General features: G+C 56.7%; 23 protein-coding genes and 2 pseudogenes. 15 read left to right on the forward strand and 10 right to left on the reverse strand.

The annotated features are described in order from the left end of the window. Nucleotides 1-10: 10 nt before the first annotated feature. Together AC5O5I_RS27780 and zigA are read right to left on the reverse strand one after the other, a co-directional pair. Nucleotides 11-637 carry a DUF1826 domain-containing protein gene (locus AC5O5I_RS27780; RefSeq protein WP_494511869.1) on the reverse strand — a complete coding sequence of 209 codons (627 nt, stop codon included), beginning with the start codon at nucleotides 635-637 and terminating at the stop codon, nucleotides 11-13. Next, nucleotides 634-1,842, reverse strand: a complete 1,209-nt coding sequence (gene zigA / locus AC5O5I_RS27785) for a zinc metallochaperone GTPase ZigA (RefSeq protein WP_172287761.1) — start codon at nucleotides 1,840-1,842, stop codon at nucleotides 634-636. Before zigA ends, AC5O5I_RS27780 begins: the two co-directional genes overlap by 4 nt. Before the next feature lie 115 nt (nucleotides 1,843-1,957). Here zigA and AC5O5I_RS27790 point away from each other — a divergent pair, with 115 nt between their 5' ends. Then, complete coding sequence (locus AC5O5I_RS27790; RefSeq protein WP_172224821.1) at nucleotides 1,958-2,338, forward strand: glutamine synthetase; 381 nt, start codon at nucleotides 1,958-1,960, stop codon at nucleotides 2,336-2,338. Nucleotides 2,339-2,363: 25 nt separating this feature from the next. After that, nucleotides 2,364-3,269 (forward strand): GTP cyclohydrolase FolE2, encoded by a 906-nt coding sequence (folE2, locus tag AC5O5I_RS27795; protein WP_494511870.1) that lies wholly within the window; start codon nucleotides 2,364-2,366, stop codon nucleotides 3,267-3,269. On the opposite strand, the gene AC5O5I_RS27800 is transcribed toward folE2, so the two are convergent. Next, the gene (locus AC5O5I_RS27800; protein ID WP_172224815.1) at nucleotides 3,253-3,780 is read right to left on the reverse strand and encodes a DUF3617 domain-containing protein; all 528 of its coding nucleotides are present in this window, start codon (nucleotides 3,778-3,780) and stop codon (nucleotides 3,253-3,255) included. The genes folE2 and AC5O5I_RS27800 overlap by 17 nt on opposite strands. Nucleotides 3,781-3,913: 133 nt before the next feature. On the opposite strand from AC5O5I_RS27800, the gene cls reads away from it, so the two are divergent. Next, the gene (gene cls / locus AC5O5I_RS27805; RefSeq protein WP_172224812.1) at nucleotides 3,914-5,353 is read left to right on the forward strand and encodes a cardiolipin synthase; all 1,440 of its coding nucleotides are present in this window, start codon (nucleotides 3,914-3,916) and stop codon (nucleotides 5,351-5,353) included. A 78-nt stretch (nucleotides 5,354-5,431) separates the two neighbouring features. Here cls and cfaB read toward each other — a convergent pair whose 3' ends face one another. Next, nucleotides 5,432-6,616: a C17 cyclopropane fatty acid synthase CfaB gene (gene cfaB / locus AC5O5I_RS27810; protein ID WP_494511871.1), complete on the reverse strand. Its 1,185-nt coding sequence runs from the start codon at nucleotides 6,614-6,616 to the stop codon at nucleotides 5,432-5,434. A gap of 206 nt (nucleotides 6,617-6,822) precedes the next feature. Here cfaB and lpdA point away from each other — a divergent pair, with 206 nt between their 5' ends. Both lpdA and AC5O5I_RS27820 read left to right on the forward strand, forming a co-directional pair. Next, entirely contained in the window at nucleotides 6,823-8,223 is a 1,401-nt protein-coding gene (gene lpdA, locus AC5O5I_RS27815; protein ID WP_494511872.1) for a dihydrolipoyl dehydrogenase, read from the forward strand. A 358-nt stretch (nucleotides 8,224-8,581) separates the two neighbouring features. After that, nucleotides 8,582-9,040 (forward strand): anti-virulence regulator CigR family protein, encoded by a 459-nt coding sequence (locus tag AC5O5I_RS27820; RefSeq protein WP_494511873.1) that lies wholly within the window; start codon nucleotides 8,582-8,584, stop codon nucleotides 9,038-9,040. A 204-nt stretch (nucleotides 9,041-9,244) separates the two neighbouring features. On the opposite strand, the gene AC5O5I_RS27825 is transcribed toward AC5O5I_RS27820, so the two are convergent. After that, complete coding sequence (locus AC5O5I_RS27825) at nucleotides 9,245-10,117, reverse strand: LysR family transcriptional regulator (RefSeq protein ID WP_494511874.1); 873 nt, start codon at nucleotides 10,115-10,117, stop codon at nucleotides 9,245-9,247. Nucleotides 10,118-10,243: 126 nt separating this feature from the next. Between AC5O5I_RS27825 and AC5O5I_RS27830 the strand changes: the two genes are divergently transcribed. The 3 genes from AC5O5I_RS27830 to AC5O5I_RS27840 all read left to right on the forward strand — a co-directional run bounded on the left by AC5O5I_RS27830 (nucleotide 10,244) and on the right by AC5O5I_RS27840 (nucleotide 12,586). Next, nucleotides 10,244-10,957, forward strand: a complete 714-nt coding sequence (locus AC5O5I_RS27830; RefSeq protein ID WP_172227326.1) for an AzlC family ABC transporter permease — start codon at nucleotides 10,244-10,246, stop codon at nucleotides 10,955-10,957. Continuing rightward, nucleotides 10,954-11,274, forward strand: a complete 321-nt coding sequence (locus tag AC5O5I_RS27835; RefSeq protein WP_494511875.1) for an AzlD family protein — start codon at nucleotides 10,954-10,956, stop codon at nucleotides 11,272-11,274. The genes AC5O5I_RS27830 and AC5O5I_RS27835 overlap by 4 nt, the downstream gene beginning before the upstream one ends. A gap of 403 nt (nucleotides 11,275-11,677) precedes the next feature. Next, nucleotides 11,678-12,586, forward strand: a complete 909-nt coding sequence (locus AC5O5I_RS27840) for an MBL fold metallo-hydrolase (RefSeq protein ID WP_494511876.1) — start codon at nucleotides 11,678-11,680, stop codon at nucleotides 12,584-12,586. On the opposite strand, the gene AC5O5I_RS27845 is transcribed toward AC5O5I_RS27840, so the two are convergent. After that, complete coding sequence (locus tag AC5O5I_RS27845) at nucleotides 12,580-13,476, reverse strand: LysR substrate-binding domain-containing protein (RefSeq protein ID WP_494511877.1); 897 nt, start codon at nucleotides 13,474-13,476, stop codon at nucleotides 12,580-12,582. The two genes, AC5O5I_RS27840 and AC5O5I_RS27845, sit on opposite strands and share 7 nt — an antisense overlap. 175 nt (nucleotides 13,477-13,651) lie before the next feature. Here AC5O5I_RS27845 and AC5O5I_RS27850 point away from each other — a divergent pair, with 175 nt between their 5' ends. After that, nucleotides 13,652-14,263, forward strand: coding sequence for a LysE family translocator (locus tag AC5O5I_RS27850; RefSeq protein ID WP_172286578.1), 612 nt, complete (start codon nucleotides 13,652-13,654; stop codon nucleotides 14,261-14,263). 191 nt (nucleotides 14,264-14,454) lie between these two features. Here the strand turns inward: AC5O5I_RS27850 and AC5O5I_RS27855 are convergent. The 3 genes and pseudogenes from AC5O5I_RS27855 to AC5O5I_RS27865 all read right to left on the reverse strand — a co-directional run bounded on the left by AC5O5I_RS27855 (nucleotide 14,455) and on the right by AC5O5I_RS27865 (nucleotide 18,027). Further along, a pseudogene (locus AC5O5I_RS27855) lies at nucleotides 14,455-15,328 on the reverse strand (isocitrate lyase/PEP mutase family protein). A gap of 118 nt (nucleotides 15,329-15,446) precedes the next feature. Further along, complete coding sequence (gene dctA, locus AC5O5I_RS27860; protein ID WP_172286577.1) at nucleotides 15,447-16,754, reverse strand: C4-dicarboxylate transporter DctA; 1,308 nt, start codon at nucleotides 16,752-16,754, stop codon at nucleotides 15,447-15,449. A gap of 103 nt (nucleotides 16,755-16,857) precedes the next feature. Continuing rightward, entirely contained in the window at nucleotides 16,858-18,027 is a 1,170-nt protein-coding gene (locus AC5O5I_RS27865) for a mandelate racemase/muconate lactonizing enzyme family protein (RefSeq protein WP_172286576.1), read from the reverse strand. A gap of 98 nt (nucleotides 18,028-18,125) precedes the next feature. Between AC5O5I_RS27865 and AC5O5I_RS27870 the strand changes: the two genes are divergently transcribed. The 5 genes and pseudogenes from AC5O5I_RS27870 (at nucleotide 18,126) to AC5O5I_RS27890 (ending at nucleotide 22,618) form a co-directional block, all read left to right on the forward strand. Continuing rightward, nucleotides 18,126-19,001, forward strand: coding sequence for a LysR family transcriptional regulator (locus tag AC5O5I_RS27870; protein WP_172286575.1), 876 nt, complete (start codon nucleotides 18,126-18,128; stop codon nucleotides 18,999-19,001). A 263-nt stretch (nucleotides 19,002-19,264) separates the two neighbouring features. Beyond that, nucleotides 19,265-19,693: pseudogene (locus AC5O5I_RS27875) on the forward strand (TSUP family transporter). 148 nt (nucleotides 19,694-19,841) lie between these two features. Beyond that, a complete protein-coding gene (gene leuC / locus AC5O5I_RS27880; RefSeq protein WP_172286573.1) occupies nucleotides 19,842-21,263 on the forward strand; it encodes a 3-isopropylmalate dehydratase large subunit in 1,422 nt (473 codons plus the stop codon). A 1-nt stretch (nucleotide 21,264) separates the two neighbouring features. Continuing rightward, on the forward strand, nucleotides 21,265-21,873 hold the full coding sequence (gene leuD, locus AC5O5I_RS27885; protein ID WP_172286572.1) for a 3-isopropylmalate dehydratase small subunit: 609 nt from the start codon (nucleotides 21,265-21,267) through the stop codon (nucleotides 21,871-21,873). 49 nt (nucleotides 21,874-21,922) lie between these two features. Further along, on the forward strand, nucleotides 21,923-22,618 hold the full coding sequence (locus tag AC5O5I_RS27890) for an RraA family protein (RefSeq protein WP_172286571.1): 696 nt from the start codon (nucleotides 21,923-21,925) through the stop codon (nucleotides 22,616-22,618). Between the two features lie 15 nt (nucleotides 22,619-22,633). On the opposite strand, the gene AC5O5I_RS27895 is transcribed toward AC5O5I_RS27890, so the two are convergent. After that, nucleotides 22,634-23,551, reverse strand: coding sequence for a LysR substrate-binding domain-containing protein (locus AC5O5I_RS27895; protein WP_494512794.1), 918 nt, complete (start codon nucleotides 23,549-23,551; stop codon nucleotides 22,634-22,636). Between the two features lie 121 nt (nucleotides 23,552-23,672). Between AC5O5I_RS27895 and AC5O5I_RS27900 the strand changes: the two genes are divergently transcribed. Then, entirely contained in the window at nucleotides 23,673-24,992 is a 1,320-nt protein-coding gene (locus AC5O5I_RS27900) for a 2-hydroxycarboxylate transporter family protein (protein ID WP_494511878.1), read from the forward strand. Nucleotides 24,993-25,068: the final 76 nt, after the last annotated feature.

Consider the following 25,068-nt stretch of genomic DNA (forward strand, 5'->3'; position numbering starts at 1 on the left):
CTATGCGCCGTCAGGCAAGCCAGTCAAGGCTGAGCAGCAGCCGCCCCTGCTGGCCCGGGGGTGAACGGTGCACCAGCCCCGAGCCCTCGTTGCCCTGCCATTTCTCGCCCTTGACCACGGCCACGTCGCCAGCATCCAGCTGCTGGATGTTATCCACAGGCACATCTTCTGTGTGTAACTTCCCACGCGGGGTCGCATGCTCAGGCAACCATTCGCTGCCCGGGCCCAGGTAAGTGGTGAGCAACCGCAACGGCACGTTATCCACATGGAAACGGGGGCACATCGGGCCGGCCAGCAGCCGAAGGCGCAAGCCGACCCGCTGCGCGCCCACCAGGCAGGTGTATGCCGCGACCAGCCAGGTCACATCGGCAACAAAAGCTTCATAGCCGTGCAGGTCCGCCGCTTCACGCAACAAATCGGGCATTACCGGCACGCGCTGCTCGTCTACATCGATTACGCGTTGGTCATCCAATGGATGACCAAGGCTGACCAACAATGCGGCAAAGTCCTCCAATTGCGGCGGCAGGCGCCGGCGCCACACCGCCAGGTTGATGCCATCCTGGAGCACTTCGGTGAGCACCTGTGGGGTATCACCGAACACCTGAAAGATATCCACAGGCTGCTTGTGCGGTTTCATGCTGCCGCCTCTTCGTGCCATGGGCCGAATGGATCGGGCAGACGCAGCCAAGCCATATGGCCCAAACGCATTTCTTCATCCGTCAACAGGCAGGCATCAAGGGCTGTGGATAATTTCTGGAAGTCGATATTTTGCCCAATGAACACAAGCTCCTGGCGGCAGTCACCGGTCTCGGCGACCCAGTGTTTCAAGATCGACGCAGTGTTATCCACATCCTGAGGCCACTGTTCGCGCGGCACGAATCGCCACCAACGGCCGGCCAGACCGTGGCGCATCATGCCTCCTGCCTGTGACCAGCTGCCGGCTTCCTGATACTTGCTGGCCAGCCAGAAAAACCCCTTGGAACGCAGTAGCCGGCCATTGCTCCAAGGCTTGTGGATAAAATCAAAAAAGCGTTGTGGATGAAGCGGTCGGCGGGCCTGCCAAGCTGTTGCTGCGATGCCGTACTCTTCACTTTCCGGCACATGCTCACCGCGCAATTCTTGCAGCCAGCCGGGCGCTTGCGCAGCCTGGTCGAAATCGAACAGACCGGTATCCAGGATCCGCGCCAGCGGCACCTGGCCCAGTACCATGGGTATGATCTGTGCCCGGGAATTCAGGCTGCGCAAAATTGCGACCAGCTCATCGCGGTCATGCTGGCTGATCAGATCAATTTTGCTCAACAGCAGCACATCGGCGAACTCCACCTGCTCGATCAACAGGTCACTGATCGACCGCTCATCTTCTTCGCCCAATGTTTCGCCATGGCTGGCCAGGCTTTCCGCCGCCTGGTAGTCGCGCATGAAATTGAGCCCATCGACCACGGTGACCATGGTGTCCAGCCGCGCCATGTCGGACAGGCTCCGACCCTGATCGTCACGAAAGGTGAAGGTCTCAGCCACGGGCAGTGGCTCCGAGATACCTGTGGACTCGATCAGCAGATAATCGAAACGCCCTTCTTCGGCCAGCTTCGCTACTTCTTCGAGCAAGTCCTCACGCAACGTGCAGCAGATACAGCCATTGCTCATCTCCACCAGTTTCTCTTCTGCACGATTGAGGCTGACATTGCGTTGCACCTCGCTTGCGTCGATGTTGATTTCGCTCATGTCGTTAACGATCACAGCCACCCTAAGGTTGTCGCGATTACGCAGTACGTGGTTGAGCAGAGTGCTCTTGCCGGCCCCAAGAAAGCCGGACAGAACAGTGACGGGGAGACGGTTGGGCATGGCGGAACCTCTTCAGGCGGGCGCATTCGAAATGATGCATTGCACAATGTTATAAAGTAACAATACAATTTCGCCAAGCCATTCGCGACGGACGAGTGCTCACAGGGGATGACAAATGAATGTGTCGCGCGCCGTGGTGCTGCTGCTGTTCAGCATGCCCACTTCGCTTTTAGCCATGCCACAGGGCAGCGCGTTGGCGCTGTGTACACGCAGCGCCACGCTGCTGGCCTGCCAGGATGGCAAGGGCAACTACTACAGCGTGCGCACCGAAGGCACCACGTTCTACCTGCGTGGCTACGACGTAAACAGCCGGCGCCTTTGGGCCCAAACCAACAACCGCTTCGGCACGTTCACCTTTTTCACCGGCGTTGCCACCGATGGCGAGGCCTGGATGGGTTACAGCCGTCGCGTGGGCTGGACCACCCTCAACCGTGTATCCAGTTCCACTGGGCAACGCTACAACCTGCATTGCAGTTTGATTGGCGGCTGCCGCTAATGCCTCACTTCGTTTGGAAAGCCCGATGACCCAGCTCAAGCTCCCCGACATCGCTGCACAACATCAAGAACACGCCCTGCCATTGCACTGGGTGGGTATGTGCGGCATAGCGCTGCCAGTGCAATTCGATGGGCGCAGCACGGCGGCCAAAGCCGATGCTGGCGTAAACCTGATAGACGGCAGCTCACGTGGGATCCACATGTCGCGGCTGTACCTGGCTCTTGAGTCATTGGCGAATCAGCCACTGACGCCCCTCGCAATCCGCCAACTTCTGGCTGACTTCATGAGCAGCCATGAGGGCCTGTCTTCTGCCGCGTATCTACGCCTCAGCTTCGAGCATCTGTTGAAAAGGCCTGCATTGGTCAGCCCGCTTGCAGGCTGGAAAAGTTACGACGTAACCGTCGATGCGAGGATCCAAAATGAAATGTTCCACGTGGAACTATTGGTTTCTGTACCTTATTCATCGACCTGCCCGTGCTCGGCGGCGCTTGCGCGACAGCTGATTCAGCAACAGTTCCAAGCCAGTTTCAGCCAGCAGCAGATCAACAAAGCTTCGGTACTGGAGTGGCTAGGCAGCGCCCAAGGCATCCTGGCTACCCCCCATAGCCAGCGAAGTACTGCGAAAATTCAGGTGCGATTGCGGAGTAATCAGACAGTGCTGCCAATCACCGAATTGATTGATTGCGTGGAGGCGAGCCTGGGAACCGCGGTCCAAACTGCGGTGAAACGCGCTGACGAGCAAGCGTTCGCCTTGGCCAACGGCCAGAACCTGATGTTTTGTGAAGATGCCGCACGCCGCCTGCACAATGCGGTAAAGCAACTGGAATGGAGCACCGCTTTCAGGTTGCGTGTGGAACATGCAGAAAGCCTGCATGCCCACGACGCTGTCGCCACAAGTCAGTGGCAGTGGGATGTCAGCTGCGAGGCTTGACCGTACCGCAGTCGCTGCCCAGCCATACCGCACGGGTGTTCATGCTACCTTGCTGCTGCACACCCGACGCGTTGAACGTGCCATTGACCTGGGTAGTGAATTCCCGATCGCTGAGGAAGGTGGCCTGGCCGCTGCCCTGAGCCTTGGGGCAGCTGAACTCGAACTTCCAGACATTACCGGTACGGTCAGTGATTTTTTGCGTGCAACCTGACTTGGGGTCCTGCAGCGGAATATCGTTGGTTGCCACCTGCTCTGGGGTAAGGCACGAACGCACCCCGTTACCCCCGACGGTAACCCCCTGTTTTGCCAACACCCCCTCCATCATCGCACGCTGCTCCGGCGGCAAATTTTTTAACTGGCCCAGCATGAACCCCATGTCGGGTAACGGTTTGCCATCGACCTGCATGTTGCTGGTGGTCAGCTCCCACAAACCTGGCTGCAGCATCTGTGCATGCACAAGCGTGCTGCTCATGCCCAGGGCCAACGCCAACAGTGGCAGACGAATCTTCATGGACGAACGCTCCTGGAAAAAACCGGCGAAGTGCGCCGGGCTGAGGCTTAGACGCTAAATCCACCTGCGGGTTGCAAGGTGGCGGGGGAACGTGTTCTGTTACCTCAAGTGTACTCGGCCAAGCAGGATGCATATGGATTACCACAGCCCTTACTTCCTCGGTTACCTACTCGGCCTGATCCATCTGCTGGGTATGGTCGCCGCGCTGCACGCGCTGTTCACCGTGCGCACTGCCCAAGGCGCGATTGCCTGGGCCATGCCTTTGTTCTTCATTCCCTACCTTACCCTGATCCCCTACCTGGTCTTCGGTGCCCGGTCCTTCTATGCCTACATCAAGGCGCGGCGCCAGGCCAACCAGGAAATGCATGTAGCTATGGCCAACCTCAACTGGCGACCTTGGGTGGAAGAAGCCCTTACTGCCCGTGAGTCTGAGAGCTACGCGGCCCTGCGCGCCATGCCCAAGCTGGGGCGCATGCCGTGCCTGGCGAACAATCAGGTGAAGCTGCTGATCGACGGCAAGGCCACCTTCGACGCGATCTTTGCGGCGATCGAGAAAGCCCGCGAGGTGGTGATGGTGCAGTTCTTCATCATCCACGACGACACCCTCGGCAAGGCACTTCAGCAACTGCTGTTACGCAAAGCGGCCGAAGGGGTGCAGGTGTTCGTGCTCTACGACCGGGTGGGCAGCCATGCCTTGCCGGCAAGCTACAGCCAGGTATTGCGAGAAGGTGGCGTGCAGATCCATGCCTTCGCCACCCGTCGCGGCTGGTTCAATCGCTTCCAGGTGAACTTCCGCAACCATCGCAAGATCGTGGTGGTGGACGGCGTGCTGGGTTTCCTCGGCGGGCACAATGTGGGTGACGAATACCTGGGCGAACACCCACAGCTTTCGCCTTGGCGTGATACCCATGTACAGATCAGCGGGCCGGTCCTGGCTTGCCTGCAGGAGTCGTTCGCCGAAGACTGGTACTGGGCCGCGCGCCAGCTTCCACCGCTGATACTGCCCGATGCCTACCCGGACAATGGCGTGCTGTGCCAGGTGCTGGCCAGCGGCCCAGCCGACCCACAGGAAACCTGCGCGCTATTTTTCCTCGAAGCAATCCATTCCGCGACTCGAAGGGTATGGATAACCAGCCCCTACTTCATCCCGGACGAGGCTGTATTCGCCGCCCTGCGCCTGGCGGTTCTGCGTGGAGTAGATGTACGCGTGCTGATTCCGTCGCGGCCAGATCACCGCATCGTCTACGCCGCCTCCAGCCTGTTCGCCTTCGAAGCAGTGCGTGCAGGTGTGCGCATGTTCCGCTACCAGCCGGGGTTCCTGCACCAGAAAGTGGTGCTGGTGGATGATGATGTCAGCGCAATCGGCAGTGCCAACCTGGACAACCGTTCGTTTCGCCTGAACTTCGAGATCACCCTGCTGACAGTCGACCGCGGGTTCGCTGACCAGGTCGAGCACATGCTAGTCAATGACTTCGAACAGGCCAGGGAAATTACTGCGGAGGACAGTCTCGACACTCATCGGCTGCAGCAATTGGGGATGCGCATTGCCCGGTTGATTTCGCCGATTCTGTGACGGGCAAATCCACCCCGGGGTCGGCGCTGCAAGAGCGGGTTCACCCACTCCTGCAGGGGAGCCAGCTCGCTTCATGATTCAGCGATAGAGGTCCTCGCGGGTCCAAGGCAGGTCATGGTGTCCATCTGCGTATGGCTTCACGGCCAGGATCTGGTGGAGATTGATCCAGCCCTTCTGGAACGCATAGGCACACCCAGCCAGGTACAGGCGCCAGATACGCAAGGTATGATCGGGCACCAGTTTCGCCGCCCTGTGCAGCTGGTTCTCCAGGTTCTCGCTCCAGTGGTGCAGGGTCTTTGCGTAGTGCAGACGCAGGCTTTCCACGTCCACGACCTCCAGCCCCGCTTCACAGATACTGGCGCTGATCATCGAAAGGTGAGGCAACTCGCCGTGGGGAAACACGTAGCGGTCGATGAACTCTCCTGCACCACGGCCGACAGGTCGGCCGTCGACATGCTTGGCGGTGATACCGTGGTTCATCACCAGCCCCCCTGCCCTCACCGCCCCGAACAGTTTCTGGCAGTACAGCGCCAGGTTGGCATGCCCGACATGTTCGAACATGCCGACACTGACCACCTTGTCGAAGCGCCCGTCCTGCGGCAGGTCGCGGTAGTCGAGAATCTGCAGGTCAACCTTATCGCTCAGGCCCTCGGCCTTGACGCGCTGGCGACCGAGCTTCAGTTGCTCCTTGCTCAAGGTGATACCAAACACTTTGGCGCCATACTCCCTGGCGGCAAAACGCGACAGCCCGCCCCAGCCACAACCCACGTCGAGCAGGTAATCACCTGCGTCCAGGCGCAGTTTCCGACACAGGTGGTCAAACTTGTCCTGTTGCGCCTGATCGAGGGTATTGTCGGGCTCGCGGAAGTAGGCACACGAATACGCCATGTCCTGGTCCAGCCACAACTGGTAGAACGCATTGGAAACGTCATAGTGATAGGAGATGGCTTCGGCGTCTGTGCTCTTGTCGTGAGACACCCGCTGCGGCAGCGCTTCGGCTTCATCTGTCAGCAACGCTTCGCTCAGCTCATCGCACACGCGGATGGCCTCACCGATATCGCCTTCAAGGTCCAGTTTGCCTTCGACGAATGCCGCGCCCAGCTGGTCGAGGCTGGGGTGCGTCAACTGGCTGATCAGCTGAGGCTCTCTGACCAGAATCGTCACCTGCGGGCTGGGCCCTAGATCAAAGTGGTTACCGTCCCACAGTTTCAGGCGAAGCGGCAGATGCAAGCGCTGCAGTGCCGGTGGAAGTTGCCCAAGCATAACGACCCTCCTATCCGCAATTGGCCACGACGCCTGATATTTCGAACGTCGCCGGATCAGAGTAGTTCATTCGTGGGATGTTTCCTCTAAACCAGACCATGGTCTAGAACCAACTGATCTTATACGCGCAGCAGATTGTATACAATTTCAGCATCTCAGCTTAACCTTATGCCCCTCTCGCGCTTCTACATCCTGGAGTTGAACCCATGAAATCCTATGACGTGGTGATCATCGGCGGTGGCCCTGGCGGCTACAACGCAGCCATCCGCGCTGGCCAGCTGGGCCTGAGCGTAGCCTGCGTGGAAGGCCGCTCGACGCTGGGCGGCACCTGCTTGAACGTGGGCTGCATGCCGTCCAAGGCACTGTTGCATGCTTCCGAGCTGTACGAGGCCGCCAGCGGTGACGAGTTCGCGCACCTCGGTATCGAAGTAAAGCCCAACCTCAACCTCGCCCAGATGATGAAGCAGAAGGACGAGAGCGTGACTGGCCTGACCAAGGGCATCGAGTACCTTTTTCGCAAGAACAAGGTCGACTGGATCAAGGGCTGGGGCCGCCTGGACGGCGTCGGCAAGGTCGTGGTGAAGGCAGACGACGGTAGCGAAAACGTGCTGCAGGCCAAAGACATCGTTATTGCCACCGGCTCCGAGCCCACCCCGCTGCCCGGGGTGACCATCGACAACCAGCGCATCATCGACTCGACCGGTGCGTTGTCCCTGCCACAGGTGCCCAAGCACCTGATCGTCATCGGTGCGGGTGTGATCGGCCTTGAGCTGGGTTCCGTGTGGCGTCGTCTGGGTAGCCAGGTCACGGTCATCGAGTACCTCGACCGCATTTGCCCGGGCACCGACGCAGAAACCGCAAAAACCCTGCAGAAGGCATTGGCCAAGCAAGGCATGGTGTTCAGGCTGGGCAGCAAGGTAACCCAGGCCAGCACCAGCGCCGAGGGCGTAAGCCTGACCCTGGAACCGGCCGCGGGCGGCAGCGCAGAAACACTGCAGGCCGACTACGTGCTGGTGGCGATCGGCCGTCGCCCCTACACCCAGGGCCTCAACCTTGAAAGCGTGGGCCTGGCAACCGACAAGCGCGGCATGCTCGACAACCAGCACCACCGCACTGCAGTGCCGGGTGTCTGGGTGATCGGCGACGTCACTTCCGGCCCGATGCTCGCGCACAAGGCGGAAGACGAAGCAGTGGCCTGCATCGAACGCATTGCCGGCAAGCCTCACGAGGTCAACTACAACCTCATCCCCGGCGTGATCTACACCCGCCCCGAGCTGGCAACCGTGGGCAAGACCGAAGAACAGCTCAAGGCCGAAGGGCGTGCCTACAAGGTGGGCAAGTTCCCGTTCACTGCCAACAGCCGGGCCAAGATCAACCACGAGACCGAAGGCTTCGCCAAGGTCCTGGCCGATGCCGAAACCGATGAAGTGCTGGGTGTTCACCTGGTGGGCCCAAGTGTCAGCGAGATGATTGGTGAGTTCTGCGTAGCCATGGAGTTCTCGGCTTCAGCGGAAGACATCGCCCTTACCTGCCACCCCCACCCTACTCGCTCCGAGGCGTTGCGCCAGGCAGCGATGAATGTAGACGGGATGGCGATGCAGATCTGAATCGGATCTGTCATGCGCTGGGTTCCAGCCCTTGACACGACACAAGGCCGCGCCTGCACGCAAATCACTTTCGCTTGCAGGCACGGCCTTGTGTGGGCACGGGGGCAATGGATTTAAAGAATTAAAACCGTCGCAACTCGCCTCCGGACTCCCTGGCCTTGAGCCTCCTTTGGATAAACCGCAAAACTGTCGCAACCTCCCCAAAAAACCATTTGCGCCATGCTCTTGAGAATTGACTGTCGCCCCCAGAAACGACGCGCTTGCATGCCCAACCAGCGCTGAGGCCTTCGGCGTTTGCACTGGACATTGAGCAATCGTCTAGATTGGACAATGTACCCCCACACGAAGGAACGCTCCCATGTTCATTTTCCGCTCAATCACCGTCGGCGTTACCTGTCTCGCCCTGATCTGTGGCTCTCTGCCTGCAATGGCTGATCCCGGTAATGGCAATGGCAAGGGCCAGGGAAATGCCAAAGGGAACCAGTCGCATAACCAGGATCATGGCGGCAAAGGCAAAAAGTCAGGTGAGGGTGATTGGCACGGTGGCCCGAGTATCAATCATGCGAGCGTCCTGGGGATTGTCGATGGTTACCGGGATTACTGGAGCCCGGGGCCTGCGTTGCCGCCAGGGATTCAGAAGAACCTCGCTCGCGGCAAGCCGCTTCCGCCTGGTATCGCCAAGAAGCTCGATGGTCGACTGGTGGGCAGGTTGCCACACTATGACGGGTACGAGTGGCAGCAAGTTGGGACGGATTTGATCCTGATGGCGCTGGCGACCGGGATTATTTATGAAGTGCTGAATGGTGCGTTTGATTAGCTGTAAATCAGATTGATTTCCCATTGTGGGAACATGGCTTCGCCCCGTTCCCAGACTTGAACTGTGAGCCGGTGGGCCAGTTTAAACCATGCGATATAAGCCCCTTAGGCAAGCCACGAGTCTCGCTGCTGTCACGTCCTGTGCCCTAATGCTGGCAGCAGCTGGTCGGCCTAAGTACCGGCGGGGCGCTGCGCTTTTGAGTCTCTATTCGATACAAAGTGGATCGCGCAAAGCCCGCATGACCTCATCGTACATCGCATCCACAGCTCGAGAGCCCTTTGAATCCCGGCTACGCATCAACACAACTTGAATCACCGGCAGCTCAGGCAACCCTTGCCGGGTATCCACCATCTTCAAGCTCGGTGGAAGGCTGCACCGGGTTAGTACCGCAATCGCCATGCCGCTTTGCGCGGCAGCGATCTGACCACAGACATTCGGGCTGTTATAGACGACACGGTACTCACGCTGCTGAGCGTCAAGCGCTGCCAGGATCTCGCTACGCAGGCGTCCGCCCAGTTCATGCACAGCAATAGGCAGGGGACTGCACTTCCAGATTTCGTGCTGCTCGGCCGCCCCCCAAACCAGTGCCTCCTTGAACAACAGTTCTCCCCGCGAAGGTGCATCACGCGTGACCAGCGCCAGGTCGATCTCACCTCGATCAACCTTTGCCAGCAGCGCGGTAGACTCCTCGCACACCAACGTGACTTCGACCTCGCTGAAACGCGTAGCAAAGTGCCTGAGCACCGGCACCAGATAGGGCACGGCGTAGTCATCTGGAACGCCGAACGTCACTCGACCGGAAAGTGCCCCGCCATGCATCGCCAGCACCAGCGTTGAGTGGGATGCCAATAACTTGCGCGCGTGGCCCAACAGGTCGAAGCCCGCTGGCGTCAAGGACAGTTGCCGAGGCTCGCGGTTGAGCAGCGGGCGACCGATGCTGTCCTCAAGTTTCTTCAGCTGCATGCTGACGGCTGATTGCGAGCGCGATACCTGCCGCGCCGCCGCAGTCATCGAACCAGTATCGACCACTGCGACAAAAGTCCGCAGCCAGTCAATTTGCAGATCCTTGGAGTGCATAGCCAATCTCAAGCCATTCGACAATCGAATGGCCTTTATAACACTTATTCGCTTTTCTTGAGCGGGAGGGAGTCCTCAGAATGGCGCCTGAACAGTGGTACAAACCTGCGGTGGTGATGAGGTGTAATGGTGTTGAGTGTCGATGCAAGCTCGGTGGAGCTGAATAGAAACAAGATATGGAACGGCTTCAAACAACTGCTGCCCATCTCCATGTTCGTGATGGTGTTTGCCATCGCCTTCGGCCTAGCCGCCGCGCAAACAGGCCTGAGCGAAGCATCAACACTGCTGATGAGCAGTTTGGTTTTCGCCGGCGCTGCGCAATTTGCCGTACTCGACCTGTGGGGGCAGCATGTTCCGGTGGTGCCATTGATCGTAACGGTGTTCGCGATCAATGCCCGGCACCTGTTGATGGGCGCGACGCTGTATCCGTGGTTGCGCGAGCTGCCACGCGCCAAGCGCTATGGGGTGATGATGGTGGTTTCGGACGCCAACTGGGCGATGTCGATGCAGGCGTTCAGTAACGGCAAGGCCGGCATGGGTCTGCTGTTCGGTGGCGGCCTTGCGCTTTGGTCGGCCTGGACGCTTGGTAGTTGGCTGGGGCTGAAATTTGGCACGGTCATCCAGGACCCGGTCAGCCTGGGCCTGGACATGGTCATGGGCTGTTTCCTGCTGGCAATGGTGCTCGGCGGCCAGAAGAACCCACGCATGCTGATCATCTGGAGTGTGGCAGCCGCTGCATCGTTAATCGCGTATACATATCTGCCTGAAAACAGCCACGTCGTCACCGGAGCCTTGGCTGGTGGCCTGCTCGGCGCCGTTTGGACGGAGAAAAAAGCATGAGCATTGATATCTCGGGATTCGGCACGCTGTACATCATTCTGATCATGGCTGTGGTCACTCTTGTGACCCGCTGGGGTGGGGTGTTCGTGATGTCGTTCGTCCCAATCAACTACAGGGTGCAGCAATTCATAAATGCCATGTCGGGCTCAGTGTTGGTAGCGGTGCTGACACCGCTGGCGGTCACGGGGGATAACGGGGCACGTGTTGCCTTGTTGACGACCGCGATCGTGATGCTCGCGCTGCGCAAGCCACTTCCCGCAATCACCGCAGGGTTATTGATGGCGGCGCTGTTCAGGCAGTTCCACGTTTTCATTTAGTCTGTATTGAATCTTCACGCCGGTTCAATCTGCCTCTCCATGAATCCAACTCAACGTGAAAATTGAACAGCATAGATCTTGGCCGCCGCCTCTCCCCTCTAATTAGCACCGGCGATTGCTCTTCGAGTCTGGCTGGCGGGTGAGTGTCTTGCAGGATTAACGCGGCAACACCCGCTTTCTGGAGCTCACTGACTGTGCGCGTGAGACAAACCACTTCGGCCTGTCTTGGCAAGGGCCAATCCACTGATGCGCGCCAGCTTTTTTGCATGTGTCTGACGCTTTAGCTCAACTGAATTTTGTCTGCTCAAAAAGGCTGGATTGAATTCCGACACCGCTAACGGTTAGATTTCACTGCAGACGATGCTCTGCCTTTTCAGTAATTATAAGAAGAGGTCCGCGCCCCATGCGCAAGCTCATAAAAGCCCTATCCCTGATGTCCATCGCCGTGCTTTCCACCCCGTCCGTTGCTCATGCTGACGAGGCAAGCAAGACAGATGGTCCACCCTTCGTCGTTCATAGGTTGACTGATTTCCTATATGCCATCGGAGAACCGAGCTACTACCAGAAAAACTACTCCTACCTCATCGTAGGTGAGAGAAAGGCCCTGATGTTCGACGCCGGGGCGAACCAGAAGGAGAACATTACGGAGGTGGCTAAGAAAATCACAGATAAACCACTCTCAGTCTTGCCATCGCACCTCCATTTCGATCACCTGGGCGGTCTGCACAATTTTCAGAGCGTGTATCTGGTCGATACCCCTTTCACCCGCAAGTTCAAGGTGAAAGATGACCTCTACCAAGTACCGGAACCGGTTTATCTCGGTAATTTCGACCACATGGTAGTTCCTCCTTTTAAAGTGACAAGATTAGTGAAACCACAGGAGATTATCGACTTAGGTGGCTTGCAGGTCCGCTTACTCAGCGTACCGGGGCATACTCAGGACGAAGTGGCTCTCTACGATGAAGCGCATAACATCCTGCTGGCCGGTGATCACCTCTATCCTTCTTGGCTATTGGCCGGGAACCTCAAGGATTATGTCTCGTCACTGAATGCCACGTTGAAGGTCATCAATCCACAGACAGCTATCTATGGCGCCCATGCTGATGAGGATCCATCCAAGGTGCCAGCCATGACCTATGCCGATGTAGTGGCCATCCGGGACAAGATGCTTCAGATACAAGCGGGTCGGGCTCAGGGAGAATCGTTCAGCGATCCAGAGCTCATCAAAAGCTCCGAGCTCTATAAGGTCCATAAAGACATCAGCATCCTGACGAACATTCGCTTCACTGATGGTCGTGGGTTTGGTTATTGACCCGGCTGCCCGATTGTATCCAATAACCAATCGATAAACGCCCGTACCTCTTGTCGTTCACGCGTGCGCTCAGTGCAAACGACGTAGTAGTTATGCAGTGCGGGCACGGAGAGCGGCAAGGGGCATATCAGTCGGCCTTCATCCAGATCCCGGGCAGAAACGGTCTCATCGCTCAGCGCAACGCCAAATCCTTCTCGTGCGGCCTGTAGCACCATACCGAAATCTTCGAAATGGATATTTTCAAAGCCGCCACGCACATACCCCGCCTCGGCCAGCCATTGCTGCCACTGACTACCGGCGTCCTCATGTAATAGCCGATGTTTCATTAGGTCTTCAACTTCGTGAATAGCCAATGGACCTCGCGCATATTGAGGACTACATACTGGAATCATTCGAATACCATGCAGAAGGCGCCACCAATATCCCGGCCAAGGAGGTGTGCCATAAACCACTGCGACGTCGGCCCGGCGCCAATCCACCTGCGCCATATTCGGCGCCGTAATCACGCTTACCTTTACCAGCTGCGAGTCGACCATGAAACGGAGTAAAGGGGAGACCAACCACTCGGTGCCTTCGGCCGGTGGGATGGACAACTTTATCTCAACGAGCGGCTGTTCCTGCTCGTTGCCAATCCGTAGCTCACCTATGGCATCGCTGATATCGCGCATGGCACTAGCGATGCGCTTGTGCAAATAGCGGCCTCTAGCCGTCAGGACCAATCTGCGGCCCTGCTTGGTGAACAGCTCCACGCCCAGGCTCGACTGCAAGACCTTGAGCTGTTGGCTGACCGCACCGGTGGTGACATGTAATTCAACCGCTGCGCCGGCAAGGCTTCCTAACCGGGCAACGCTCTCAAATACTTTAAAGCTGTGTAACGGGGGAAGCGCCATCTCAACTCCATTATCTACTGCCTGTTGTTACGGAGATCGTCCTTGATCTCGCAACTCGTCCGAGCTTGATGGACATCTGTAGCTATCCAGGTCAACGCGGGGTTATTCATTGCGTGATGGCAAGTATTGCGCGAGTATCGCCGAGGCACCCTCATTGTAATGGCGAGGCTTCATCGTGAGCAGTACATCTTCAATCTGGTTTTTTGCAGTCCCATTTGCAATAGCCGCTGCAATCCCAGGTCCCGCCCAGGTTGGCCTGATGGGTCAGGTTGTTGCCTATGGAGCTCGCTCATCGCTGTCCTACGTCGCCGGTATGGTATTGGGGAATACGGTTTGGTTGCTTGTGGCAACGCTTGGGCTTGCTGCAATGGCCCTGCAATACGAGGAAGTGTTCGTCACCGTGAAATGGCTGGGTGTAGCCTTCATCCTCTTCATCGCGTGGAATCTCTGGACGAAGGATGTGGAAAACCCAACCCTGCAGTTCAATCGATCGGCAGGTCGGGGCCTTCTCGGGGGCACGATATTGACCCTGAGTAACCCTAAAGCTGTGGTGTTCTTCGGGGCTGTCCTGCCCCACGCCTTCGATCTCACGTCCCTTACTATCGCTGAGGTCGTGTACATAAGCTTGCTAGGCATCACTATCGACTTAACCGTTCAGTTGGGTTACGTACTTACGGCGTCGAAAATCGCGCGGGCGGTTCGGTCGACTAAGGCCATGAAGCGGTTGAACCGCACCGGCGCAACTGTCATGACGGCTTGTGCCGGCTGGATGGCAGTTTCACAGTAGCGAAACGCCTAGCTGCTTCAGCCTGAAAAATATTCTTAACGTGGAACGCCGCGTTCCGTGTGTGATTGTGAAAAAGCCGAATGAAGCGATAGCATCCTGGCCAGCCGAGAGCTGCAGCGAGCCTTCGGACTTCGGCGGTCTTGATCACAGGGCGGGTAGTTGAACTGGTCTAATGATTTTGCTGGGGCTACTCAGGGCGGCGAGTCGTGCCCCACCTTCAGGTACGTCTTTGTCCACTCTCGATAACTCTCCACACACGTGAATTTAGAAATCAGCTCAGGGAGGGAGAGCTCCCCCCTGAGAACCGCTTTGCTCACGCAGCGCTTGGTAGATCGACTTGATCGCAGAAAAGTAAGGGGCATGCCCATTGACCACGATGCGCACATTGGCAGCGCTAAGTTTCTCAACATCGCTGAGCGCCGGATTACCGTAGTTTACAAGCATGATCGGCGTGTTGAGGTGTTCCGTGAGTGCCGCCAAGTGAGGGAAGTCTTTAACCCCAACCAGGCAAATAGCATCTGCACCCGCTTTCTCATAGGCCGTAGTACGCGCGATAGCGTCTTCTAGCGTGGTAGCGGCCACATTCGTGCTGGCGATGATGCTGAGGGTATCATCCGAGCGGGCAAATCGAGCAGCGTAGATCTTGGCTGCGGCCTCTTCCCCTCCGATCAGCACCGGCGATTGCTCTTCATATTTGGCCGGCAGATGAGTGTCTTCCAATGTTAACGCAGCAACGCCGGCTTTCTGCAACGCACTGACTGTGCGCATGACATTCAGCGCATTCCCAAACCCATGGTCGGCGTCTGCGATGACAGGGATTTGGCTCGCACGCCCAACTCTGGTGACCTGCTCGACATATTCATCAAGCGTCAGCAGTGCAATGTCCGGTGCCACAAGCACTTGAAGCGAAGCGACAGAGCCTCCCTGTATGCCCACCTCGAAGCCGAGGTCGGATGCCATACGCACCGAGATAGGATCGAATACAGAAGCCGCAAATTTACAGACATGTCCTTGAAGCAGATCACCAAACGCTTTGCGCAATTCATGATGCGATCGCTTGATCATATTTGGCTCCATTACATTCATTCAGCTGGTGCAAAGCATGCTAGGCGAGGCTTAAGAAACCAGATCACGACCGATCATCGCCGACCTTCAAGCGCGATGACCGGAAGTAAGGGCGATTTCACTTATGCGCCAGCAAGGCCTTCCTTTCCGCCTTTTCCTGTTTCATGGCTGCGATTTCTCGTTCACAAGCTTCGACATCAAACGAATTGTCCCACTTGGCAATCGCGATGGTGCCGATGCCATTGCCGATCAGGTTGGTCACCGCCCGCGCTTCGTTGAGGAACCGATCGATGCCCAGGAGCAGCACAAGGCCCACCAATGGAATGGAATGGATAGTTGTGAGCGTTGCAGCCAGCGTTACAAACCCTGCACCCGCAACGCCAGCCGAGCCTTTGGAGGTCAGCAGGAATACAGCCAGCAGAATCATTTGATCCATGAACGTCAGCGACGTATTAGTCGCTTGGGCGATGAAGATGGCAGCCATTGTGAGGTAGATGCAGGTGCCGTCCGCATTAAAGGTGTAGCCCGTAGGGAGCACCATGCCGACCACCGATTTCCTGCAGCCGAGCTTCTCCAATTTCACCATCATTCTCGGTAGCACGGCTTCGGTTGAGCAGGTGCCGAGGGTGATAAGAATTTCATCTTTGAAATAGCGAAGGAACTGCATCAGTGGCATTCCAGACCATCTGGCGACGGCACCGAGCACGACCACGATGAATATGAGAGTAGTTATATACAGTGCGACCAGCAGTTGGCCGAGTGACAGCAACGTACCGATACCGTATTTGCCAATGGTGAATGCCATGCCCGCACCGGCACCGATCGGAGCCAGGCGCATGACCATTGCGACGATTTTGAACAGGCCTTGCAGGAACAAGTCGATGGTGTTGATCAGCGGTTTGCTGGTTTCACCCATCTGCACAAGTGCGACGCCCATCAAGACAGAAAGCAGGATCACCTGCAGCATGACGCCGTTGGAGAAAGCGCCGACGAAGGTATGCGGGATGATATTGAGGAAGAATTCGATCGTGCCGCCTTGTTCACTCGCGGCCTGGCTGTATTTGCTGATGGCACTGCCATCGAGGGTGCTGGCGTTGATGTTCATACCTTCGCCAGGTTTAACAATATTGACCACAATGAGGCCGACGACCAACGCAATGGTCGACAGGATCTCGAAATAGATAAGCGCCTTAACACCAATACGGCCAACCTCTTTGATGCTGCCCATCTTGGCGATACCAACAACAACAGTACCGAAGATGATCGGTGCCAACAGCATCTTGATCAGTTTGATGAAGCCGTCGGCGAAGGGTTGGAGCTTGGCGCCGATGTCGGGTACGAAGTAACCGATTGCCGCACCGATCACGATGCCGATCAACACTTGCACATACAGCTGGCTGTACCAGCGGGATTTGGAAAGATCCACGGAAGCACCTCATTTTATTTTTGTGATGGGCATGTGGCTTGGCGGCGCTGCTGCGCCGCCTGGTACTGCGGCCTCGTCTACAGAGACCGCATACCGAAGATGATCAGCCCTCCCCCAGTTCACGCATTACGGCGTACAGGGCGGATTTGGCTTCAAAGCCCACGCCTGGGATGTCGGGCAGGCCGACGTAGCCGTTTTCAACCTGGATGCCGTCCGCAAAGCCGCCGAACGGCTGGAACACATCCGGGTACGATTCGTTACCACCAAGATGCAGGCCGGCGGCAATGTTGAGCGACATCTGGTGGCCACCGTGGGGTACAACGCGGCGGGAAGACCAGCCCATTTCTTCCATCACCTTGAGGGTGCGCATGTATTCGACAAGGCCATAAGACAGCGCGCAGTCGAACTGCAGATAGTCACGATCAGGCCGCATGCCGCCGTGGCGCAGCAGGTTGCGGGCGTCCTGATGAGAGAACAGGTTTTCGCCAGTGGCCATAGGCAGTTCATAGTGATTTGCCAGCTCAGCCTGCAGCGCATAGTCGAGGGGATCACCGACCTCTTCGTACCAGAACAGGTTGTACTTCTTGATGGCTTCGGCGTAGGCGATGCCGGTCCGCAGATCGAACCGCCCATTGGCATCGACGGCCAGGCGGCGGCCGTCGCCAACCACTTCAAGCACGGCTTCGATACGGCGGATATCCTCGTCCAGCGGGACCGCACCGATCTTCATTTTGACGACATCGTAGCCGCGGTCGAGATAGCTCTGCATCTCGGCCTTGAGCTTCGATTGGTCTTTGCCAGGGTAGTAGTAGCCGCCGGCTGCGTACACCCAGACTTTGTCGTCGGCAACACCATTGCGGTAACGGTCAGCGAGCAAGCGGTACAGCGGTTTGCCTTCGATTTTTGCTACGGCATCCCAGACAGCCATATCGATTGTGCCCACGGCGACAGAGCGCTCACCGTGCCCCCCTGGTTTCTCGTTGGTCATCAGGGTTTTCCAGATGGCGAACGGGTCCAAGTTGTTGTTTTCATGGTCAATGAGAGTGTCTGGGTCTGCTTCAGTGATACGAGCCAGGAAGCGGTCGCGCATCAATGCGCCTTGGCCATAGCGACCGTTGGAGTTGAAGCCATAACCGATGACCGGCTTACCGTCGCGAATCACATCCGTGACCACAGCGACGACCGAGCAGGTCATCTTGGAAAAATCGATGTACGCGTTGGCAATTGGCGAGGCAATGGAAACGGTTTTTTCACGGATGTCGACGATGCGCATGACAGTTCCTCTTGTTGTATGTGACCCCACGTTATGCGTTGAGGTAGCGCTCGCCCAATGCTATTAATGCCGGACCCTATGCACAGGAGGCATGGCCCTTGGAACTGGTTTGGCTTGAAGATCTTTCAGCGCTCGCGGAGTACGGGAGCTTTGTGCGGGCGGCCGAAGCGCGTCATGTAACCCAACCGGCTTTCAGCCGCAGAGTTCGCTCTCTGGAGAATTGGATGGGCGTTGAGCTGTTCGTGCGCTCACCACACGGAGCCACGCTCACCGAGGCTGGAAGGCATATCTTGCCCAGTGCTCAGGAAGCGGCCCGATCCCTGTACCGGATACGCAGCGAAGCTCAAGAGGTCGCAGGGGTGGCAGCCAGGTCATTACAATTTGCGGCGACCCACTCCCTCTCTTTTACCTTTTTCCCGAAGTGGCTCCGGAGTGCTGAAAGCGGTGCACCAATCGAAGCAGTGCAACTGCACTCAGATAGCATGGCCGTTTGTGAACAAATGCTGATTCATGGCCAGGTTCAGTTTTTACTATGCCACCGCCACCCCGACGTTCCGCCGCTATTGCCACCCGAACACTTCATCAGCAAAAAGGTGGGCGAAGACACTCTCGTTCCGCTTGCCAGTGCGCACGCTGACTTCGGTACTTCGCCTGCGGCATTGCCTTACCTCGCCTACACCCATGAATCCGGGCTGGGCCGTATCGTCGCGCACAGACTTAGGGGCAAAGAAGATTATCTTCACCTGAAGTCCCTTTTCACCAGTCACCTTGCAGCGGTGCTGATGTCCATGGCGTTGGAAAGCAAGGGCGTGGCGTGGTTACCCAAGAGCCTTACGGAGCAGGAGATACTGGACGGGCGTCTGGTCCGGGCGCTCGATGAAAGCTGGGACATTCCTTTGGAAATTCATCTGACACGGCCCAAAGCAACACTCAGTCAGTCTGCAGAAACATTCTGGGCCAAGGCGGAGATTTGATCAGTCGCCTGCAATGTCCGCCGACGCGCTGTCGCAAGGGCTGGACATTTTGATAAGGCGCCTTGATCCGCAAGTGTAGCAATGCTTACAACAGCGCTGCCGCCCCCAATCGCGCATGTAACGGAGCTCTACTCCCCCTCAATTCACATACCGTGGAAGTCCTATTCATAGAGAAGATTTTCCTCACTTAGTTTGATCACGGCCTCCTGCGTTTCTTTGACCGGCGGACTCCCACTTGCCAACTGACTCACACGGCTGGCGACATGATCAACTTCCTATTTGACTTCGTTTTTGGCGTTCTCATGGGCGCACTGGGTGGCTTCTTCGGAATTGGGGGCGGCCTCGTTGCCATTCCGCTCATGACCCTAATCTTGGGTTTAAGCCAAACGCTGGCTCAGGGCACTGCTTTGGTCATGATGGTTCCGAACGTCGCCCTTGCACTCTGGAGGTATCAGCAGGCTGCGCAGGGCATGGCCCTGACGCTCGCGCTTCCAAGCACCGTGATTACGTTGGCGACCTACTGCTGGAATGGCCATGTGGATTGACCTATGGGCCTGGCCATGGCGTTAGGAGGACTGTTAAGCGTTGGCTGTGGAGTGAAATGGGCCTACCGGGTGCACGAGCGTCACCTCCAAATCTTGTTCGCCGTTTTTCTGGTGGCCTCGGCGACCATGCTATTCATCAAAGGCTGAAGCAGTTAATTCACGAAATGTGCATCAAACGTATTTACTTGGCATCTTTATTTAGAAATTTGACTCGATAAGCTGGTACCACCACTGCTCGCCAGTGATCGTGATGCCTGCGGGCTGTATCAATAACAATATCGGGTGCAAATTCGCTATGAATACCCCAAAGACGCTTTACCAGAAACACATCGACTCCCACACCGTTTGTGAGCTGGATGATCAAGGGCACGTGCTGCTTTACATTGATCGCCAGGTTGCGAACGAATACACCAGCCCTCAAGCTTTCAGCGGCTTGCGGGAAGCGGGTCGGGAGGTTTGGCGCCCTTCGGCAACCCTCTGTGTAGTCGACCACGTCAACCCGACCGCACCTGATCGCATCTCCGACATGCCAGATGCTGGTGGAGCCTTGCAGGTCAACTACTTCGAAGAGAATTGCCGCGATTTCGGTATTGAACTGTTCGACGTCTTGGACAAGCGTCAAGGCATCGAACACGTGGTCGCGCCAGAGCAAGGCTTCATCCTCCCTGGCATGGTGGTGGCGGCCGGTGACAGTCACACCACGACATACGGTGCACTGGGTGCATTTGGCTTCGGTATCGGCACCTCCGAAATCGAGCACCTTCTGGCGACCCAAACGCTGGTGTACAAGCGCCTGAAAAGCATGCGAGTGACTGTCGATGGCATCCCTGGGCCCGGTTTGGTTTCCAAGGACATCATCATGGAACTGATTCGCCAGATCGGCGCTTCGGGTGCGACTGGCTATGCCATCGAGTTCACCGGGCCTGCTATCAGCGCTCTGAGCGTCGAAGCACGAATGACCATCTGCAACATGGCAGTTGAAGCCGGGGCTCGCGGCGCATTCATGGCACCGGATGAGAAGGTATTTGCGTACCTCGCTGATAAGCCGCGCGCACCTGAAGGGGCCGTATGGGATCAGGCAGTCGAAAGCTGGAAGTCGCTGTACACCGACCCAGGGGCCATATTCGACTTGGAAGTCCGCATGGATGTAGCAGACCTGCAACCGATGGTGACCTGGGGTACTAGCCCTGATCAAGCGGCTGCGATTTCTGACACAGTCCCCGATCCAATGGAACAGCCCGACCTGATCTTGCGCCGTGACCTGGAGCGGGCACTGCGCTACATGGATCTGCAACCAGGAACCCCACTTAGCAGCATCAAAATCAGCCATGCGTTCATTGGTTCATGCACCAATGCTCGGATCGAAGACCTTCGCGATGCCGCTCGTATAGTTAAAGGGCGGAAAGTGGCCGAAGGTGTACGGGCCATGATTGTGCCAGGCTCCACTATGGTACGTGACAATGCAGAAGCAGAGGGGATCGCCCAGATCTTCCGCGACGCTGGCTTCGAATGGCGACAGTCAGGGTGCTCGATGTGCCTTGCCATGAATGACGATGTGCTGAACCCAGGGGATCGCTGCGCATCGAGCACCAACCGCAATTTTGAAGGGCGGCAAGGTCAGGGGGCTCGCACCCACCTCATGAGCCCAGCGATGGTCGCTGCAGCTGCGGTAACTGGACACTTGGTTGATGTACGTTCGTTAGTTCTGGAGGCCTGATATGCAGCCGTTTAACAAAGTAGAAGGTGTTGCGGCGCCGATCCTGGCAGCGAATGTCGACACCGACGTAATCATGCCCAAGCAGTTTTTGAAAGGCATTGACCGTAATGGCCTTGACCGCGGAGCGTTCTTCGATTTGCGCTTCTTGGACGATGGCACTCCAAACCCTGAGTTTGTACTGAACCAAACGCCTTGGAACGATAGCAAATTCCTGGTCGTCGGCCCAAACTTCGGTTGTGGATCAAGCCGCGAACATGCAGTTTGGGGGATGAAACAGTTAGGGATTCGAGCGCTGATCGGTACCAGCTTCGCAGGCATCTTCTACGACAACTGCCAGCGCAATGGTGTACTTACCATCCAGTTGTCCCCGGCAGAGCTCAAAGAGCTGGGTGCCATGGTGAGTCAGCCTGAGACTGCGAAGATCGCTGTAGATTTGGAGGCGCAGTTTATCCTCCTGTCTGATGGTCGCCGCATCGAATTCAAGATCGACGCGCTTCGGAAAGATGCTCTTCTCCTGGGCCTTGACGCAATCGGCAGCACACTCGTTCGAAGTGAGCAGATCCGTAGCTTTGAGGAACGTCATCTGCAAGCGAACCCGTGGTTGGCCTGACCCGTAGCCGTCACCCGACCCTGAGGGGTCGGCATCAGGAGATTCTCGAATGCTCGACGTAACAAACGATGGGGAATGGCCTACTGGGTACCGTATCAATCCCTCCGCTCCACCCCTCGAGGATAAATGGCGAGAAGCATTTGAAGGAATGCCTTCAGCCATTGTCAGCGACTGTTTGGGAAGAAATACCGGCGGCTTGGGACTTAAGCCATATCATGGATTCCGACACCTCTGCGGAAGCGCCCTGACTGTCAGGATTCGACCAGGGGACAATCTGTTGTTGCTCAAAGCCATTCAAATGGCGCGGCCCGGTGATGTCCTGGTCGTTGATGGCAGTGGAGATCTTAGCCGTGCGGTGATTGGCGGCATCATGCGTGCCATGGCTATCAAAGCCGGCATTGCCGGGGTGGTTGTCAACGGCGCCATCCGAGACAGGGAAGAATGGCTGGGAGGTGAGCTGCCCGTGTTCGCGTTAGGCTATGTGCACCGAGGGCCAAGCACGGACGGCGGCGGAGAAATCAACGTTCAGGTTGCCTGCGCTGGAATGCTGGTGAGTCCTGGAGATCTTATCATTGGCGATGCCGACGGAGTGGTGGCAGTGCGTGCAGATGAACTGCCGAAGGTCTACTCAAGGTGCACGGAACTGCTTGATCGAGAAGCAAACATCCTCAAGTCCATCGCAGCAGGTACTCTCGACCCCGAACGTTTTGATGAGCAGCTTCGCGGTAAGGGCTGCCCTATCTAAAGGGCTGACGCGCTCTTAATCTGCTCCCAAACGGCTGAACCTCGATTCAAGGAACTCCACGCATACCCGTAGCTTGGCGGAGTCCGCCAAGCGTGTGGGGTAAACAGCCCAAACGTTAGCACTCTGGCTATATTTGTGAAGTACTTGTACTAAGCGGCCTTGTTCTAAAAGTGGCTTAACATCCCACATCGACCTCAGCAACAAACCACGATGGTTTAGCGCCCACTGAAGAACGATTTCGCCATTATTCGATGAAAGCCGGCCGTTGACCCTCACGGTCTCTTCTTTCTGCGAATTAAGCAGCCGCCATACTCCGTAAGGGTTGTTTCTTTCCTTGAGTACCAGACAATCATGATCTACCAGATCGCTAAGCTTATCTGGCGTCCCTCGCTGCTCAAGATATTCAGGCGTGGCGCAGATCACTCGCTTGTTGGCAACGAGCAGTCGACTTATATGATTTTCGGGAATATCATCGCCGACTCTTATTTCCAAATCAAATCCTTCAGCGACGATGTCAACAACCCTATCAAAAACATCAAGCTTAACCTCCAAGTCAGGGTATGCACTCGAAAGTTCTGCAACTGCAGGAGCTACATAATTACGACCGAAGCCGAAGCTGCTACAGATGTGCAATAAGCCCCTCGGGGCTTTGCGCACTTGGCTCAGCTCGCCCATGAACTCGTCAAGGTTATCCAAAATCCGCACAGCCCATTGCTGAGCTCTAACGCCGGAATCCGTGAGGGCGATCTTGCGAGGGCTTCGATGGAGTAGCCGTGTTCCAAGTGTTTCTTCGAGGATTTTGATGCGCTTGGTCACGTATGCAGGCGACTGGTCCAGCTCAAGAGCCGCACCTGAGAAGCTACCCACACGAATCACTGTGAGAAAGACCCGAAGGTCATCTGGTAGCGGCCTTACTTCATGATTCGTGTTCATAGCGTGCATAGAACGCCCGTTTCTTTACGATTCTGCGAAGGATAGCATTTTATCAGAAAGGAAAATCTCGTGATCCCTGGCATCAAGCCTCCTCACACAAAAATAAACAGAGGAATTCAAAATGACCCTCGCAACCCAAGCACTGCCGGCCCGGCGCCGGTTCAGCGCGCTTATGGAATACGAAATTGGTGTAATCCCGCTGCCGTATTTTCTCGGTATCGCCCTGATCGTTTTCCTGTCAGCTCATTTGGGCTATCTGCCCAAGACTATGATTGGTGGCCTAGCGGTCATCATGACCATGGGCATGCTCCTCGGCCAGGTGGGTCAACGACTGCCTCTGCTCCGCGACATTGGCGGCGGAGCTATTTTGTGCCTTTTGCTCCCCTCTGTTCTGGTCTACTACGGCTTCTTCGGTAGCACCACGATTGATGCCACCAAAATGCTGATGAAGGACGCCAACTTCCTTTATTTTGTAATCGCAAGCCTGGTGGTAGGTAGCATCTTGGGGATGAACCGGACAATTCTTGTCCAAGGCATGATCCGGATGTTCGTTCCACTTGTAATCGGCACCCTGGCGGCAGTGGCGGTAGGTTTGGCTGTCGGCGTTAGCTTCGGATATACCGTACATCACACATTCTTCTACATCATTGTTCCAATCATCGGCGGTGGGATTGGTGAGGGCATCCTTCCCCTCTCGCTTGCGTATTCACACATCCTTGGCGGAACTCCGGAGCAATACGTTGCCCAGCTAGTTCCTGCCGCAGTCGTAGGCAACATCGTTGCAATCATCTGTGCTGGTACTTTGGCTCGTTGGGCAGCTCGTAAGCCTAACCTGAATGGTGACGGCCAACTGATTCGCGCGCGGGAAGAGAATGACGCGTTCAAAGAAGAAGCTGAGGATGATAGCGCCATCGACTTCCGCTACATGGGAGCAGGGGTTCTGCTCATCTGCGCCTTTTTTGTCTTGGGTGGTCTGCTCGAGAAAATCGTGCATATCCCAGGCCCAGTGATGATGATTTTGGCAGCAGTTATTTTCAAATATGTTCGCGTGTTGCCTGAGAAGCTGGAGAAAGGCAGCAAAAAATTCTACAAGCTCATCTCCACTGCTTTCATCTGGCCAGTAATGATCGGGCTTGGAATGCTCTACGTTCCTCTCGATAGCGTTGCAAGCGTATTCTCTGTGGGTTACGTGATGGTATGCGCTTCGGTAGTCATCGCAATGACTGCGGCGGGCTTCCTCATTGGCAATCTATTGAAAATGTTCCCCGTTGAGTCAGCTATCGTTACCTGCTGCCACAGCGGCTTGGGTGGCACTGGCGACGTGGCTATCCTGTCCGCATGCAACCGGATGCAACTTATGCCTTTCGCCCAGATCTCGACTCGTATTGGCGGTGCAGCTACCGTGATCGGGGCCACCGTTCTGTTGGGCATCTTCAGCTGAGTAATCTTGGCTGCCTGCGTAAGTCTTTACGTTCATGCCATCGCCACCAGGCCACGCAGCATTTCTGAGCTTGGAG

This window comes from Pseudomonas sp. 9_2_1, assembly GCF_059295275.1.